Consider the following 15,903-nt stretch of genomic DNA (forward strand, 5'->3'; position numbering starts at 1 on the left):
GGAATTTCCAATAGTTATTTGTCAATTTGATATCCCACTCCCCATACAGTCTTGATAAACTTTGGCTTTCTGGAGTCCTCATTCATCTTTTCTCTTAAACGGCGTATATGTACCATAACCGTATTATTGCTCTCCAGATACTTCTCCCCCCACACCATCTCAAACAGACGTTCCGAACTGAGTACCTTTCCCCTGTTCTCACAGAGAATCCATAGGATGGAAAACTCTGTAGGCGTCAGAGAAAGAGGTATCCCGTAAAGCGTACAGTGATGGGTGTCCCGATCGATTACCAAGCCGTCGATCTCAATACGATGATTCTGTACCGGTTCCCGTTCGTTGTAACGGGTATACCTTCTAAGATGGGCCTTAACTCTGGCCACCAGCTCCAATGGATTAAACGGTTTTGTGATATAATCGTCGGCGCCGATGGTAAGACCGGTGATTTTATCCAGATCTTCACCCTTTGCCGTCAACATTAAAATAGGGAATTTATGATGTTCCCTCAGCCTACGGCAAAGGGTGAACCCATCCATACCGGGCATCATGACATCTAAGATAGCCAAATCCAATGAATGCTCCTGGACGCATTGTAACGCTTCCTGAGGATCATAAAATTTAAACACCTCATAGTTTTCATTCTTCAGATATACTTCCACTAAATCGGCGATTTCCTTTTCATCATCCACAATCATAACGCTTTCATTCATAGGTCTTCCACCTTTCCCTTTAACGGTTTTCATTATAATGCTCTGCTCTCCGGAATGCAACCTCTGCTTCCTTTTCTCGGCAGCTTCCGAGATAAAAATGGAGCCGTTTGGGGTGTGTAAATCCACCCATTGGTTGAGTCGATAATCCCTTTTGGACTTTAAGACCGGTTGCTAGTATCATAAAGCAACCGGTCTTAAAGTTTTTTATGATTCTCTTCAGTCATTGTGCTAAAAAGGACAGTCACCTGATTCCTTTCCAATACCTCTTTCCCCAAAACTCTCCATCTCAGTAGACAAGCTTTCTTCCATATGCTATACTAGTTCCGGAGACTTTTTCGGATAAATACTAACTTTTCAGCTGACGGCTGAAAAGTTTCTTTTTGCGAATTTTTGGTATATTCGCCATTGACAATACTATTTCTTGTGCCTATAATAGAGAAGCGCGCTATATCTAGTGTCTTATTTTGAAGGAGGAAACCACAAATGATCTCTTGCATTATCAAGCGGGACGGCCGTGAAATGGCCTATGACGCTGTTAAAATAGCTACCGCTATCCAAAAGGCCATGGTAGCAACCCATCAGCCCGACGCCCAAGAGGCCGCTCAAAATCTAGCGCCCATGGTGGAAGCCGCGTTGGAGGCCGACGGCTGCATTACTCCCGGCGTGGAGGATATCCAAGATCATGTGGAACGTATCCTGATTCAAAATGGGTATGTACATGCTGCTAAAGCATACATTCTTTACCGTGCTGAGAGATCCCGTACTCGTGAACTCAATACCCGTTTGATGAAAACTTTAGAGGATATCACCTTCAAAGACGCAAAGGAAAGCGATATTAAGCGGGAAAATGCCAATGTGGATGGCGATACCGCTATGGGTACCATGCTCAAGTATGGTTCGGAGAGCGCCAAACATTTCTTCCAAATGAATGTCCTGAAGCCGGAACATGCCCGTGCTCATCAGGAAGGACGCATCCACATCCACGATCTGGACTTCTTAACCCTCACCACTACCTGCTGCCAGATCGATATTCAAAAACTGTTCTCCGGCGGTTTCTCCACCGGTCACGGCACCCTCCGGGAACCCAACGATATCCAGAGTTATTCCGCTTTGGCCTGCATCGCCATCCAGTCCAATCAAAATGATCAACACGGCGGGCAGTCCATCGTCAACTTCGATTATGGTATGGCAGCCGGCGTGTCCAAGACTTTCCGCAAGAGATACCTTCAGAAATTGACAAATTGTCTGGAATTGCTCAGCGATGAAAAAACAGTTAAAACAGCTGAGGAAATCTATCAGTCCCTTCAGGAACAGGGTCATACACCTTCCCTCGGAAATGCGGAAGAGTACAATGCCCTTCTTTCCGATGCATTAATCAAAGCTGGACTGGATACCGCCTTGGTAGAAAAAGCAGTGGCCTTCTCCCAGGAGCATGCCTCCGCTGAAACCGACCGCGCTACTTTCCAGGCCATGGAAGCTTTGATTCATAACCTTAACACCATGCATTCCCGCGCCGGCGCCCAGACTCCCTTCTCTTCCATCAACTACGGTATGGATACCTCTCCAGAAGGCCGTATGGTCATTAAAAACGTCCTCTTGGCCCAGGAAAAAGGTCTCGGCCGAGGTGAAACTCCTATCTTCCCCATCCATATCTTCCGCATCAAAAAGGGAATCAACTACGATCCTGCTGATCCCAACTATGACCTCTTTCAACTGGCTATGCGGGTCAGTGCGAAACGTCTTTTCCCCAACTTCAGTTTCCAGGATGCTCCTTTTAACCTGGAGTACTACGTCCCTGGGCATCCCGAAACAGAGGTGGCTTACATGGGTTGCCGTACCCGCGTTATGGCCAATGAATACGATAAATCCAAGCAGATCAGCTATGGACGCGGCAATCTGAGCTTTACCTCTATCAATTTACCTCGTATCGCGATCCAGGCCGGGGGCGATGTGGATCGTTTTTTTGAGGATCTGGACCGTACGATGGATTTGTGTATCGATCAGCTCAATGAACGTTTTGAGATCCAGGCTCGTAAAAAAGTGCGTAATTTCCCTTTCCTCATGGGCGCCGGCGTATGGCTGGACAGTGAAAATTTAGGCCCGGACGACGAAGTTCGCGAAATTCTCAAGCACGGCACTTTAAGCGTCGGTTTTATCGGTCTTGCCGAAGCTCTCAAGGCTCTTATCGGCCAGCATCACGGAGAAAGCCAAGTAGCCCAGAATCTGGGTCTCAGTATTGTCTCCCATATGCGGGAACGGATGGACAAGGAGTGTCAAAAAACAGGTATGAACTATTCCCTGCTCGCCACTCCGGCAGAAGGTTTGTCTGGTCGTTTTGTCCGCATTGACAAGGAAAAATTCGGCATTATTCCCGGCGTTACCGATCGGGATTATTATACCAACAGCTTCCATATCCCCGTCTATTACCCCATCAGCGCCTTCCAGAAGATTCAGTTGGAAGGTCCTTACCACGCTTTGACCAACGCTGGTCATATCACTTATGTGGAGCTGGACGGTGATCCTGTCCAGAACCTGGATGCTTTTGAGAAGGTAATCCGCTGCATGTACGATGCTGGCGTGGGATACGGTTCCATCAATCATCCTGTGGATCGGGACCCTGTGTGCGGATATACTGGTGTCATCGGCGATACTTGCCCGATGTGTGGCCGTAAAGAGACTGAAAGCCAACCGTTTGAACGCATCCGCCGTATCACCGGTTATCTGGTGGGTACTCTGGACCGTTTCAACGACGCCAAACGCGCAGAGGAACATGATCGTGTAAAGCACGGTGTATAACAGCGAGGTGGAATTAGTATTATGGGTTCCGTACTTCGATTGGCCGGTGTGGCAGAGGATTCCATTGTAGATGGCCCAGGGCTGCGATTGGCTATTTTCGTACAAGGATGTCCTCATAATTGTCCTGGATGCCACAATCCTGAAACACATGATTCTTCCGGTGGATACGATTTTTCCGTGGAGGATATCATCCAAAAATTACAAAAAAATCCTCTGCTAGACGGCATTACTCTCAGTGGCGGAGAACCTCTTTGTCAACCGGTTCCCCTGGTTCAATTGGCATTGTCCGCTCAGAAGATGGGGAAAAATGTCTGGCTCTACACGGGTTTTACCTGGAAACAAGTATTACAGATGCGTGAAAAAGACGATGCCGTCCGCGCTCTTCTGGATCAAGTAGATGTCTTAGTGGATGGCCCTTTTATTCAGTCACAAAGAAGCTTGGAACTGCATTTTCGGGGATCTTCCAATCAGCATCTGATTGACGTTCAAAAAAGTCTTGAGGCTGATATAGACCATCCTATCCTATGGGAATAGATCTGTCCTTATTTTTATCCTGCAGACCCTTCAGAACGGTCTGCAGGATTTTTTGTTTTCATAGAAAAAAGAGAGAAGCCTGCGGACGAAAGGACCGCAGGCTTCTCTCTTTTTTTATCTCATTGGAGGTAATAAAAAACACAATCTAGAATCAAACAACACCCTGAGCCATCATAGCATCGGCAACCTTCAGGAAACCAGCGATGTTAGCCCCCAATACCAGGTTATCCTCTGCGTCGTATTCCTTCGCAGCGGAAGCAGCCTGATGATAGATATTAACCATAATGGATTGGAGTTTCTGATCCACTTCCTCGAAAGTCCAGCTGAGCCGCTGAGCATTCTGGCTCATTTCCAGAGCAGATGTTGCTACGCCGCCGGCATTGGAAGCCTTGCCAGGTGCAAACAGAATGCCGTTCTTCTGGAATTCCTCAGTGGCCTCGATGGTGGAAGGCATGTTGGCACCTTCTGCGACAGCCTTTACGCCGTTCTTAATGAGGATCCGGGCATCTTCCACATCCAGTTCGTTCTGGGTAGCACAGGGCAGAGCGACATCGCAGGGGATAGTCCATACGCCACGGCCCTCGTGATACTGGGCATTGGGACGAGCTGCCACGTATTCGGAAATACGGCCGCGACGAACTTCTTTGATCTCGCGGACAACATCCAGATCAATGCCTTCGGGATCGTATACCCAGCCGGTAGAATCGGACATCGTGACAACCTTAGCGCCCAACTGCTGAGCCTTCTGTGTAGCATAGATGGCAACGTTACCAGCGCCGGACACAACAACAGTCTTACCAGCCAAATCCATGCCGTGATCCTTGAGCATTTCCTCAGTAAAGTAAACCAGGCCATAGCCAGTAGCCTCAGTACGGGCCAAAGAACCGCCGTAGGTCAGACCTTTACCGGTGAGAACGCTCTCATAACGGTTGACAATACGTTTATACTGGCCATACAGATAACCGATCTCACGGCCGCCTACACCGATATCACCAGCGGGAACATCGGTGTCCGCACCGATATGACGATACAACTCGGTCATAAAACTCTGGCAGAAGCGCATGATCTCATTGTCCGACTTGCCCTTAGGATCAAAGTCCGAACCGCCCTTACCGCCGCCGATGGGCAGGCCAGTCAGAGAATTCTTGAAGATCTGCTCAAAACCTAGGAATTTAATGATGCCCACATTGACCGACGGATGAAAACGAAGACCACCCTTATACGGACCAATGGCGCTGTTAAATTCCACACGGTAACCACGGTTGACATGAACCTTGCCATTGTCATCCACCCACGGCACACGGAACTTAATCTGACGCTCCGGCTCAACCAAACGCTCCAGCAAACCAGCTTTTTCAAACTGCGGATTGCGCTCGATAACGGGAGCCAAGGTGTTAAGAACCTCGGTTACTGCCTGGTGGAATTCCTTTTCACCGGGATTCTGCTGGATGACTGCTTCAAGCACTGACTGGACATAAGACATATAGATAGCCTCCTTCAGAAAATATACGGTTCAAATCATCCAGCTTTGCAGGAAGACATAAGCATTCCTGCAAACAGAATGACCTGAACAATGCAATCATTGGATTTATTGCCCCTATTTTATCACTAATTCGCCCCTTTTTGCAATAGGGATTGCAAAAAAAATGCAATTTCAAAAAAATTTCTTTCGTTTCGTTCTTTTCTCTCCTTGCAGAATGCCTCTTGCAAAAAATCGTTTGTTTGGCTATAATAATTATCATCAAATAAGACGGAGCGTTGAAAGATGAAAACTTGTCCCAATTGTGGCAATTCCTATGACGATCAATTAGATTCCTGTCCTTATTGCCAGTCGGATGCCCCCCCTCCTTCCAAAGCCGGACGCGTCGGGCGTGCTCTTGGTAAGGCTCTCTTTATCACCGTAGTGCTGATTATCATCGTCGCTGTGGTGCTCCTGTCCGATTCCATCATTGCTTGGATCGGCCAACTGTTTTAACTTTCATCCTTGCAGTTTATTAAAAAAGTCCCCTGTGATCAAATTGGTCACAGGGGACTTTTTCTTTTATTGTTTCTTACGCTTCATTTAGCTGTTCGCCTAAAGTCTCCCACTCTTCATAAAGGGCGTCCAAATTTTTTTGGATTTCCTCCAGCTGGGCATTGATCTCTACAATGCGGGTATAATCAGCGCTGACATCTGGTTGTTCCAATTGAGCTGTCACTTGGGACTGTTGTTGTTCCATCTGCTCAATCTCAGCTTCCAGCCGTTTAAACCTCCCCGCCATACGCCGTTTAGCTGATTCAGCTTCTTTACGCTGTTGATAGGCATTCGGCTTCTTGATTGGTTTGGGGGATGCCGCTATTTTTTGTACACCCATCATCTTTTCCAGATAGGCGTCGTAGTTGCCGACATACTGCTCGACACCATCGATGGTGAGGCGCAAGACACGATCAGCCAATTTATTGATGAGATAACGGTCGTGGGATACAATCAGCAGCGTCCCTTCATAATCCTTCAGCGCACCCTCCAACGCCTCTCGGGACCCTACATCCAGATGGTTGGTAGGTTCGTCCAACAACAGGAAGTTTGCTTTGGACAGCATCAGTTTCAGAAGGGCGACTCTAGCCCGTTCCCCGCCCGAAAGCGCTGAGATGGGTTTAAATACGTCGTCCCCTTTGAATAAAAAGATGGCTAAGGCACTGCGTACCATGGTCTGAGTCATGCGCGGATAATCATCCCAAATCTCATCCAGGACGGTCTTATTCGGATGCAATCCTGATAAATTCTGGTCGTAGTACCCAATTTGGACTCCAGCCCCTCGACGCATCCGGCCGGCATCGCTCCCCAACTCTCCGGTAAGCATCTTAAGAAAAGTGGTTTTCCCGCATCCGTTTTCTCCTATGAGAAAAACCCTCTCCCCTTTTTGTATGGTAAAAGATGCATGATCAAATAACCTTTTGGATCCAAAGGATTTGCTTAAGTCTTCACACACAAGCACATCATTGCCCGATACAGGCGGCACTTCAAACCGGAAATGAATGGTTTCAATCTCGCTCTCTGGAACTTCCAGTTCTTCTTTCAGACGATCAATACGTTTTAATTCACTCTCGGCCTTTTTGATGTTGCGTTCCCGATTCCATCGGCGTTGCTGTTCCACAATGCCTTCAATGCGATGAATCTCCCGCATCTGGGTCTCATAATGCCGGCGCTGGATCTCCCGCTGTTCTTCCTTATGTTCTAAATACTTGGAATACCCTCCGTCAAATGTCGCCAGACGTCCATGTTCCAGCTCAAACGTACGGCGGGTGACCTTATCCAGAAAATAACGGTCATGGGAGATGACGACAAATGCTCCGTTAAAGTCCTGGAGATATTGTTCCAGCCATTCTACCGATGTGATATCCAGATGGTTGGTGGGCTCGTCCAGCAACAGAAAATTGGCGCCGCTGACCAGAAGCCGTGCCAACCCTACCTTGGACTTCTGTCCTCCACTCAGGGTGGACATAGGACGATTTAAATCCTGCTCCTCAAACCCTAATCCCAACAGTGCTGCTCGAGTCCGGCTGCGAAAGGTCAACCCGCCGTCAGACTCAAACTGTTCTTGCAGACGATGCTGCATGTCAATCAACTCCGGATCAGCTGAATGATCCAATTGAACAGCAATTTCATGTAGTTTCTCTTCCGCGGAAAGAAGCGGAGCAAAACAGGAAAGCGCCTCTTCCAGCACCGTGCGATGGGGATCATTGCATGCATGCTGTTCCAAATATCCTATCACAGCCTCTCGGCTACAGTGCACTTCCCCACCGTCGGCTTCCATCTGGCCGGTGATCAACTGGAATAAAGTGGTCTTACCCGCTCCATTGGCTCCCACCAATCCGATATGATCTCGTTGCTCTACATGAAAAGATACATTGTCAAATAACACGTCGGCTCCAAAGCTCTTTTGCAGCTTGGATGCGCTTAACACTACCATTGCGAACCTCTCAAATGATTAATCTGCGCCTGCCGGGGCTTTTTTCTTCTCTTATTTGGAGGAGAAAAGATTCGCTACGTTATGCAGCCTATCCCCTTCCAGACGATAGACGCTCCAATCACTCATTGCTTTCGCGCCTAATTTTTCATAAAATGCGATGGAAGGCTTGTTCCAATTGAGGCAAGCCCACTCCATACGTCCACAGCCCCGTTCTACGGCGACACGTGCCAGAAAAGTCACCAGCAATTTGCCGATGCCTTTACCGCGCATATCCGGATCTACAAATACATCCTCCAGATACAGACCCTGCCGGCCCATAAAAGTGGAAAAGTTATGGAAAAACAAAGCGAATCCCACCGGTTTCCCCTCATACTCCGCCAGCACTACCTGGGCCGCCCGGCGGACAAATAAAGAATCGTACAACACCTCTTCAGTGGTAACAACATCGTTGCTCATGCGCTCGTATTCAGCGATTTTACGGATGAAGGAAAAGACCAATGCATTGTCTCGCTCATGGGCAAAACGAAGCGTGCAACCGGGAATATTGGTTTGAATATTCTGGTTCATAATCAAAACCTCTCCTTTAATTGAATCGGCCTTCTTTAGGTCGATTTTCGTCCCATCGTAAAAAATTGTGGCGTTCTTCTAACACCACTGGTTTTCTTAGTATACCACACTATACAAGTGGTTTCCACGAAAGTCAAGGTATTTTTTTGCCGGATAGTGCCTCGTTTCATTTTATAAGGGGATCTTTATGATATTCTTTGTCATGACAGCCTGTAGATTTACCTTCCAAGGTACAAACTTCCATTAAAAGTTAGACTTTTTATCTCCCGTTCGTGGTATTTAGGCTGAGTGTCATCTAGAAAAAACCCCGCCTGACCGAAGCCAAGCGGGGCAAAATCACATCAAACGCGATTAATACTTGGAGCGCTCCACATAATGGGTATGAAGCACATCGTGAGCCACATGGCTGCCGGGCTTCTCCAAGAATTCCTCATAGATCTTCTGCAAGGTGGGATTTTCGTGGGATTTGCGCAGAGGCAAATTAGCATCTTCCTCGTAAAGAGCGGCCGCTCTCTTGGAACGCAGATCCACAAAATTGCGCACCACTGCGTGCTGGACAGGCTGACCACCGCCGTTAACACAGCCGCCGGGACAGCACATGATCTCGATAAACTGATAATCAGCCTCGCCTTTCTGAACACGTTCCAGGATCTCCCTGGCGTTTGCCAATCCGCTGGCTACTGCTACTTTGACATTCAAATCACCCAGCTGATAAGCTGCTTCTTTGATATCAGCCGTGCCGCGGACTTCGTGGAACTCCACAGGAGCACTGGTATCACCGGTAATCCATTCAGCGGCTGTACGCAGTGCGGCTTCCATAACACCGCCAGTGGCGCCAAAGATTACGCCTGCACCAGTGGCTTCACCCATCGGATCGTCAAATTTCTCATCGGGGAGATTGACGAAATCCAGATGAGCGCGGCCGATCATGCGGCCCAACTCACGGGTGGTCAAAGCAATGTCAACATCCGGTACGCCGGCAGCATCTTGGCCATCGCGCTTGGTTTCAAATTTCTTAGCAGTACAAGGCATAATACCTACCACAACCAGGTCCTTGGGATCAATGCCTTCACGTTTTGCATACCAAGTCTTGGCCAGAGCGCCAAACATCTGCTGCGGGGATTTACAAGTAGACAGATGTGGGATCATCTCCGGGAAATAATGTTCACAGTATTTGACCCATCCGGGCGAACAGGAAGTGATCATCGGCAGAGTACCGCCATTGTTAATGCGTTCCACCAGCTCATTGGCTTCCTCGACGATGGTCATATCGGCGGCCAGATCGGTATCAAATACCTTATCAAAGCCCAAACGGCGCAGGGCAGCAACCATCTTGCCCTCTACATTGGTTCCGATGGGCATATCAAAGCATTCGCCCAAGGTCACACGGATGGACGGTGCAGTCTGGACGATAACTGTCTTAGTAGGATCGTTGAGAGCTGCCCATACTTTATCAGTATCATCTTTTTCCGTCAAAGCACCGGTGGGACAGTTGACAATACACTGGCCACAAGAGACACAGGGTACTTCACTTAGGCTGCGCTCAAAGGTACATCCTACATGGGAGTCGAAGCCACGGGCGGCTACGCCGATGACGCCGATATCCTGAGCGGCACAAGCGGCTACGCAACGGCGGCAAAGGATACATTTATTATTGTCACGCACCAGATGAATGGTGGTATCGTCAAAATCATAATGGATATTTTCGCCTTCGTAATAGGTCTCGTCCTCTACGCCGAAGTCTTTACAGAGCTTCTGCAGTTCGCAGTTGCCGCTTCTCACACAGGAAAGGCACTTACGATCGTGGGTAGAGAGGATAAGTTCCAACGTCAGCTTACGGGACTGCTGTACCTTTGGAGAATTGGTTTCAATTTCCATCCCCTCATTGACTGGGTATACGCAGGCGGCTACTAAAGATCTTGCACCTTTGACCTCTACCACGCAGATCCGACAGGCACCGATCTCGTTAATCTCTTTCAAATAGCACAGGGTGGGAATTTCAATGCCGGCATACCGGGCGGCCTCCAGAATTGTTGAACCCTTCGGCACAGACAAGGACATGCCATTGATCTTAATATTTACCATTTTCATGACTGGCACACTCCTTCCTTATTTCTTGATAATCGCGCCGAAGCGGCATTTCTCGATACAGGCGCCGCACTTCACGCAACGGTCGGTATTGATCTTATGAACTTCCTTGACTTTGCCGTCGATGGCGCCCACCGGACACTGTCTGGCGCACAACGTACATCCGCGGCACTTGTCAGGTTCAATATAGTATTTCAGCAAGCTCTTGCACACGCCGGCCGGACAGGTCTTATCCTTAACGTGCGCAATATACTCGTCTCGGAAATACTGGAGTGTGGACAGTACGGGGTTCGGAGCCGTCTGGCCCAAGCCGCACAGTGAATTGCTCTTAATATGGTAGCAAAGCTCTTCCATCTTATCGATATCTTCCAGTGTCCCTTCGCCTTTGGTGATCTTATCCAGCATCTCGTAAAGACGCTTGGTGCCAACGCGGCAAGGAGTACATTTACCGCAGGATTCATCCACGGTGAATTCCAGGAAGAACTTAGCAATATCCACCATACAGGTGTCTTCATCCATAACGATAAGACCGCCGGATCCCATCATGGATCCAATGGCAATCAGGTTATCGTAATCGATCGGCACATCCATGTGCTCAGCCGGGATACAGCCGCCCGAAGGGCCACCAGTCTGAGCCGCTTTGAACTTCTTGCCGTTTGGAATACCGCCGCCGATCTCTTCGACGATTTCGCGTAAAGTGGTACCCATCGGGACTTCTACCAGGCCGGTATTATGGATCTTACCGCCCACAGCGAATACCTTGGTGCCCTTAGACTTCTCAGTGCCGATGGAGCTGAACCATTCAGCACCCTTGAGAATGATCTGGGGGATGTTAGCGTAAGTTTCTACGTTATTTAAAATAGTGGGTTTGCCAAACAGGCCTTTCACCGCTGGGAAAGGAGGACGGGGATGCGGCTCGCCGCGTTTGCCTTCAATGGAAGTCATAAGAGCGGTCTCCTCGCCACATACAAATGCCCCGGCACCCAGACGGATATCCAAATCAAAGCAGAAATTTGTACCAAAGATGTTTTTCCCCAACAGGCCGTATTCACGGGCCTGGTCGATAGCAATGCGCAGACGCTGTACCGCAATGGGGTATTCGGCACGGACATACACATAACCCTGGGTAGCGCCGATAGCATAACCGGCAATGGCCATTGCTTCAATGACCGAATGGGGATCGCCTTCCAAGACCGAGCGGTCCATAAATGCGCCTGGGTCACCTTCGTCGGCGTTACAGCAGACGTATTTTTGATCGGCATGGTTGGCAGCAGCCAAACTCCATTTACGGCCAGTGGGGAATCCCGCGCCTCCGCGTCCTCTCAGGCCGGAATCCAGCACGGTTTGGATGACTTCTTCCGGAGTCATCTCTGTGACGCACTTAGCCAGAGCCTGATAACCATCATAGGCGATATACTCGTCGATGACTTCAGGGTTGATGACGCCGCAGTTGCGCAGCGCCAGACGCATTTGTTTCTTATAGAAATCGGTCTCATTAAGAGACTTGATGGTATCTTCTTGAACGGTCTCTTGGTACAAAAGACGTTTGACGATACGGCCTTTGAGCAAATGCTCTTCTACGATTTCCGGAACGTCTTCCGGACGAACCATGCTGTAGAATGCGCCTTCGGGGTACACCACCATGATGGGACCCAACGCACACAGACCAAAACAGCCGGTATGTACAATATTAATTTCATCGGTGAGGCCGGCTTTTGCCACCTCTTCCTTCATAACTTCCAAAATTTTTCCGCTGTTTGAGGAGGTACAACCAGTACCACCACAAATCAGAACGTGTGAACGATACATTGGGTTTTCCCTCCTTATTTCTGGGCTGCACCGATGGTGAATTCTGTCACCACATTGCCGTTTACAATGTGATCATTGACAACGCGTACAGCCTTTTCTGGGGTCATTTTAACATAAGTGACCTTCTCTTGGCCAGGTACAAATACTTCCACTACAGGCTCGTATTGGCAAATGCCGATACAGCCGGTTTGTGTTACTACTACATGTTCCAATTTGCGTTTGCCGATCTCGTCCACAAACGAGGTCAACACCGGACGGGCTCCTGCAGCGATGCCGCAAGTGGCCATACCCACTACAATACGGGTATCGTCGCCCATCTCCTCACGCATCTGAATACGGCTTTGCGCCCTTTCCTTTATAGCTTGAAGCTCTGCAAGCGATTTCATAATTTAAGCACCTCCAACGATCTGTTCCGTGTTTTCCTTCAGATAACCATCCACCCATTCCAATACTTCTGGAGCATCCAACGGCACTTCTACACCCAGTTCTTTGCGCAGTTCGCGGGTGTCAAGGGTAAACGAACGGTCATCCTTTTCTCGGTGGTAGATAAAATCAATTTTGGGGTTGCAACGAATAAGAACATTGACAGTGGCTACCATATTTCCTAAAGGCGCACGGTCGATATTGGTCAACCCAAAGGTCGCCTTGACGGTGGTTCCTTTTCCAGGGATGGACTCAATTGAGAAATCCCCTCCCGCCTGCTCAGCCGCCATCTTAAACAGCGGGATGCCAAGCCCCACCTTTCGAGTGGTACGGCTGGTGAAAAAAGGATCCGATACTTTACTGACCTGTGTCCTGGTCATACCACGGCCATTATCGATGATGTCAATAGACATCCGGTCTGCCTTGGTATCCTCCCGAATCGCTATCTGGATCAGGGATGCACCGGCTGATACCGAGTTCTGCACAATGTCTAAGATGTGCAACGACAGTTCCCGCATGACGATTAATCCTGGTACTTGGCCAGGATGCTGTCTACATCATCCTCGGTCAAGCGGCCGTACACTTCGTCGTTAACGGTCAGCACAGGGGCCAATCCGCAAGCGCCGATGCAACGGCATGCTTCCAACGAAAATTTGCCATCGGGTGTGCATTCATCTGCACCGATTCCCAGTCGTTGGGAAAGTTTTTCATAGATTTTGCCCGAGCCTTTGACATAGCAAGCGGTACCCAGGCATACTGAGATCTTGTACTGCCCTTTGGGCGACAGGGAAAATTGGGAATAAAAGGTGGCGACACCATAGATCTCCTCCATCGGGACTCCCATATTTTCCGAAATAATCTGCTGCACTTCTAAGGGGAGATATCCATAGATCTCCTGAGCCTCCTGCAGCACCGGCATCAATGCGCCCTGTTGCCCTTTGTGAGACTCAATCACCTGAAGCAGTTGTTTTTCCTGTTCAGGAGTCCCTTTAAAAGGCAGTTTGCCAATTCGCTTCTGCATGGTTCATTTCCTCCCTAAACTGTGTTATAGCATTTCAAAACATGATTATTGCTAAAATAATGCAACAATCATTCAACTTATAACATTACAAGTATAGCAGATAAAAGGTTAAAAATCTACAATAATCGGCATAAAAAAACGAAAAAATTTGCAATTTTTGAGAGGTAATTCTTGCAATTCGTTTGTTTGACGTACTGACAGAAAATCAACCGTCCTTTTTTGGCAAAATCTCTAATATTTTTGTCCCTCTCTCTTTTTTCCTCCTGAATCTCCTTTTTTCAGTTTTTATCTTTTACTATACCAAATTAGTTTATAACTAAAAATTTACCCTTTTTCTTTTCTATGTTATTCCCTCTCTGATTTACAATTTTTACAGTTTCGTAATATCTTATCTTTTTTTATTTACAATCTTTACAGTTTCGTAATATCTTATTTTTTTTATGATTCTATCTTGCACCGTTTCCAAAAATATCTTATGATGGTTAAGCAATACAAAAAAGTACAGTTGAACTTGTGATTTTGATGTATGCAAGTTTTCTCATCCTTGTACTTTTGCTATTGACTACACCATCAGAATCGAGGAGAGACCATGGTTTTTTCGAGCTTGATCTTTTTGTTTGGCTTCTTCCCCATCTGCCTGGCTCTGTATTTCCTAGCTCCAAATTTGAAGGTTAAGAACATCGTATTGATGATTCTTTCCCTTCTTTTTTATGCATGGGGCGAGCCTGTGTGGGTAATCTTGTTGATTTTTAGTGCCATTGTGGATTTTGTCAATGGGCAACTGATTGATAAGTACCGAGGACAGTGGCAGAGTAAAGCTGCCTTGCTGGCTTCGGTAGTCATCAATCTGGGCCTTTTGGCTACCTTTAAATATTCCGGCTTTCTGGTGGAAAATATCAATGCTATCACCGGGTTGGGATTGCCTGTTCCTGGGTTCTCTTTGCCCATCGGTATTTCATTTTATACCTTCCAAACCTTGTCCTATTCCATCGACGTCTACCGGGGCAATACACAGGTGCAGAAATCCTTTACTAATTTCTTATTGTTCGTCTCCCTATTCCCCCAGCTTATTGCAGGACCTATCCTGCGGTATGCCGATATTGCAAAACAGCTCTCCGACCGCCGTACAACCTTAAAAGGGTTTTCTGCCGGCATCACTCGTTTTGCCTGCGGCTTGGGTAAAAAAGTCCTGATCGCCAATGTCGCCGGAAGTTTGGCCACTCCTATTTTAGACGGCGATCTTTCTTCCGTATCGGTATTGGGCGGATGGTTCAGCATCATGCTCTATGCCTTCCAGATTTACTTCGACTTCTCCGGTTATTCCGATATGGCTATTGGTTTGGGCAAGATGTTCGGCTTTGACTATGGTGAAAACTTCAATTATCCTTATATTGCCCGTTCGGCCACTGACTTCTGGAGGCGTTGGCATATCTCCTTGAGTTCTTTCTTCCGGGATTATGTTTATATCCCGTTAGGCGGCAACCGCCGGGGACTCCCCATCCAGCTGCGCAACATCTTAATTGTATGGTTCCTCACTGGCCTCTGGCATGGAGCCAGTTGGAACTTTATCCTATGGGGACTTTTCTATGCGGTGTTCCTCATCTTGGAGAAAACCTTCCTGCTCAAAGTCTTGGATAAGATCCCCAGTATATTTGGCCATGTTTACGGCATCGCCCTTATTTTAATCGGATGGGTATTCTTCTACTTCACGGATCTCTCCAAGTGCTTCCGTATGCTGGGTATTATGTTCGGCATCGGAGCCAACGGATTTACCGATGCCAAAACTTCATTGGTCTTCTACAACAATCTTCCCTTTGTGATTGTGGCTATCCTAGCCTGTCTTCCCCTTAAGAAGCTGGTACGGTACGGCATTCATCGCCTCGATCCAAAAAGCGGGAAGTTGAATATGGGCCTCTCCATTGGATACAACATGGTCCTTCTCTTTATCTGTACCGCCTCTCTGGTGGGATCAACCTACAATCCCTTCCTCTACTTTAGATTTTAAAAG

At 47.9% G+C, this 15,903-nt stretch carries 13 protein-coding genes; 4 read left to right on the forward strand and 9 right to left on the reverse strand.

Annotated features, from left to right (window positions below):
* Window positions 1–14 precede the first annotated feature (14 nt).
* On the reverse strand, window positions 15–707 hold the full coding sequence (gene vanR / locus C12CBH8_RS06720) for a VanR-ABDEGLN family response regulator transcription factor (RefSeq protein ID WP_090267232.1): 693 nt from the start codon (window positions 705–707) through the stop codon (window positions 15–17).
* Window positions 708–1,190: 483 nt separating this feature from the next.
* On the opposite strand from vanR, the gene C12CBH8_RS06725 reads away from it, so the two are divergent.
* Together C12CBH8_RS06725 and nrdG are read left to right on the forward strand one after the other, a co-directional pair.
* On the forward strand, window positions 1,191–3,503 hold the full coding sequence (locus tag C12CBH8_RS06725) for an anaerobic ribonucleoside triphosphate reductase (protein ID WP_090267230.1): 2,313 nt from the start codon (window positions 1,191–1,193) through the stop codon (window positions 3,501–3,503).
* A 21-nt stretch (window positions 3,504–3,524) separates the two neighbouring features.
* Window positions 3,525–4,037, forward strand: a complete 513-nt coding sequence (gene nrdG / locus C12CBH8_RS06730; protein ID WP_215532830.1) for an anaerobic ribonucleoside-triphosphate reductase activating protein — start codon at window positions 3,525–3,527, stop codon at window positions 4,035–4,037.
* 151 nt (window positions 4,038–4,188) lie between these two features.
* Here the strand turns inward: nrdG and gdhA are convergent, their stop codons facing one another.
* Window positions 4,189–5,520 carry an NADP-specific glutamate dehydrogenase gene (gene gdhA / locus C12CBH8_RS06735; RefSeq protein ID WP_090267226.1) on the reverse strand — a complete coding sequence of 444 codons (1,332 nt, stop codon included), beginning with the start codon at window positions 5,518–5,520 and terminating at the stop codon, window positions 4,189–4,191.
* A gap of 282 nt (window positions 5,521–5,802) precedes the next feature.
* On the opposite strand from gdhA, the gene C12CBH8_RS06740 reads away from it, so the two are divergent.
* Complete coding sequence (locus C12CBH8_RS06740) at window positions 5,803–6,012, forward strand: hypothetical protein (RefSeq protein ID WP_090267223.1); 210 nt, start codon at window positions 5,803–5,805, stop codon at window positions 6,010–6,012.
* A 76-nt stretch (window positions 6,013–6,088) separates the two neighbouring features.
* Here C12CBH8_RS06740 and abc-f read toward each other — a convergent pair whose 3' ends face one another.
* The 7 genes from abc-f to C12CBH8_RS06775 all read right to left on the reverse strand — a co-directional run bounded on the left by abc-f (window position 6,089) and on the right by C12CBH8_RS06775 (window position 13,895).
* Complete coding sequence (gene abc-f / locus C12CBH8_RS06745) at window positions 6,089–7,987, reverse strand: ribosomal protection-like ABC-F family protein (RefSeq protein WP_215532831.1); 1,899 nt, start codon at window positions 7,985–7,987, stop codon at window positions 6,089–6,091.
* Between the two features lie 51 nt (window positions 7,988–8,038).
* Window positions 8,039–8,554: a GNAT family N-acetyltransferase gene (locus C12CBH8_RS06750; RefSeq protein ID WP_090267218.1), complete on the reverse strand. Its 516-nt coding sequence runs from the start codon at window positions 8,552–8,554 to the stop codon at window positions 8,039–8,041.
* A 351-nt stretch (window positions 8,555–8,905) separates the two neighbouring features.
* Window positions 8,906–10,645, reverse strand: a complete 1,740-nt coding sequence (locus C12CBH8_RS06755) for an NADH-dependent [FeFe] hydrogenase, group A6 (RefSeq protein WP_215532832.1) — start codon at window positions 10,643–10,645, stop codon at window positions 8,906–8,908.
* Window positions 10,646–10,663: 18 nt separating this feature from the next.
* Complete coding sequence (nuoF, locus tag C12CBH8_RS06760) at window positions 10,664–12,451, reverse strand: NADH-quinone oxidoreductase subunit NuoF (protein ID WP_215532833.1); 1,788 nt, start codon at window positions 12,449–12,451, stop codon at window positions 10,664–10,666.
* Window positions 12,452–12,465: 14 nt separating this feature from the next.
* On the reverse strand, window positions 12,466–12,837 hold the full coding sequence (locus tag C12CBH8_RS06765) for a (2Fe-2S) ferredoxin domain-containing protein (RefSeq protein ID WP_090267211.1): 372 nt from the start codon (window positions 12,835–12,837) through the stop codon (window positions 12,466–12,468).
* 3 nt (window positions 12,838–12,840) lie between these two features.
* Complete coding sequence (locus C12CBH8_RS06770) at window positions 12,841–13,392, reverse strand: ATP-binding protein (protein ID WP_090267208.1); 552 nt, start codon at window positions 13,390–13,392, stop codon at window positions 12,841–12,843.
* Between the two features lie 5 nt (window positions 13,393–13,397).
* Window positions 13,398–13,895: an NADH-quinone oxidoreductase subunit NuoE family protein gene (locus C12CBH8_RS06775; RefSeq protein WP_090267206.1), complete on the reverse strand. Its 498-nt coding sequence runs from the start codon at window positions 13,893–13,895 to the stop codon at window positions 13,398–13,400.
* A 589-nt stretch (window positions 13,896–14,484) separates the two neighbouring features.
* On the opposite strand from C12CBH8_RS06775, the gene C12CBH8_RS06780 reads away from it, so the two are divergent.
* Complete coding sequence (locus C12CBH8_RS06780) at window positions 14,485–15,900, forward strand: MBOAT family O-acyltransferase (RefSeq protein WP_215532834.1); 1,416 nt, start codon at window positions 14,485–14,487, stop codon at window positions 15,898–15,900.
* The last annotated feature ends 3 nt before the right edge of the window (window positions 15,901–15,903 follow it).

This window comes from Solibaculum mannosilyticum, from assembly GCF_015140235.1.
GTDB classification, from domain to species: domain Bacteria; phylum Bacillota; class Clostridia; order Oscillospirales; family Acutalibacteraceae; genus Solibaculum; species Solibaculum mannosilyticum.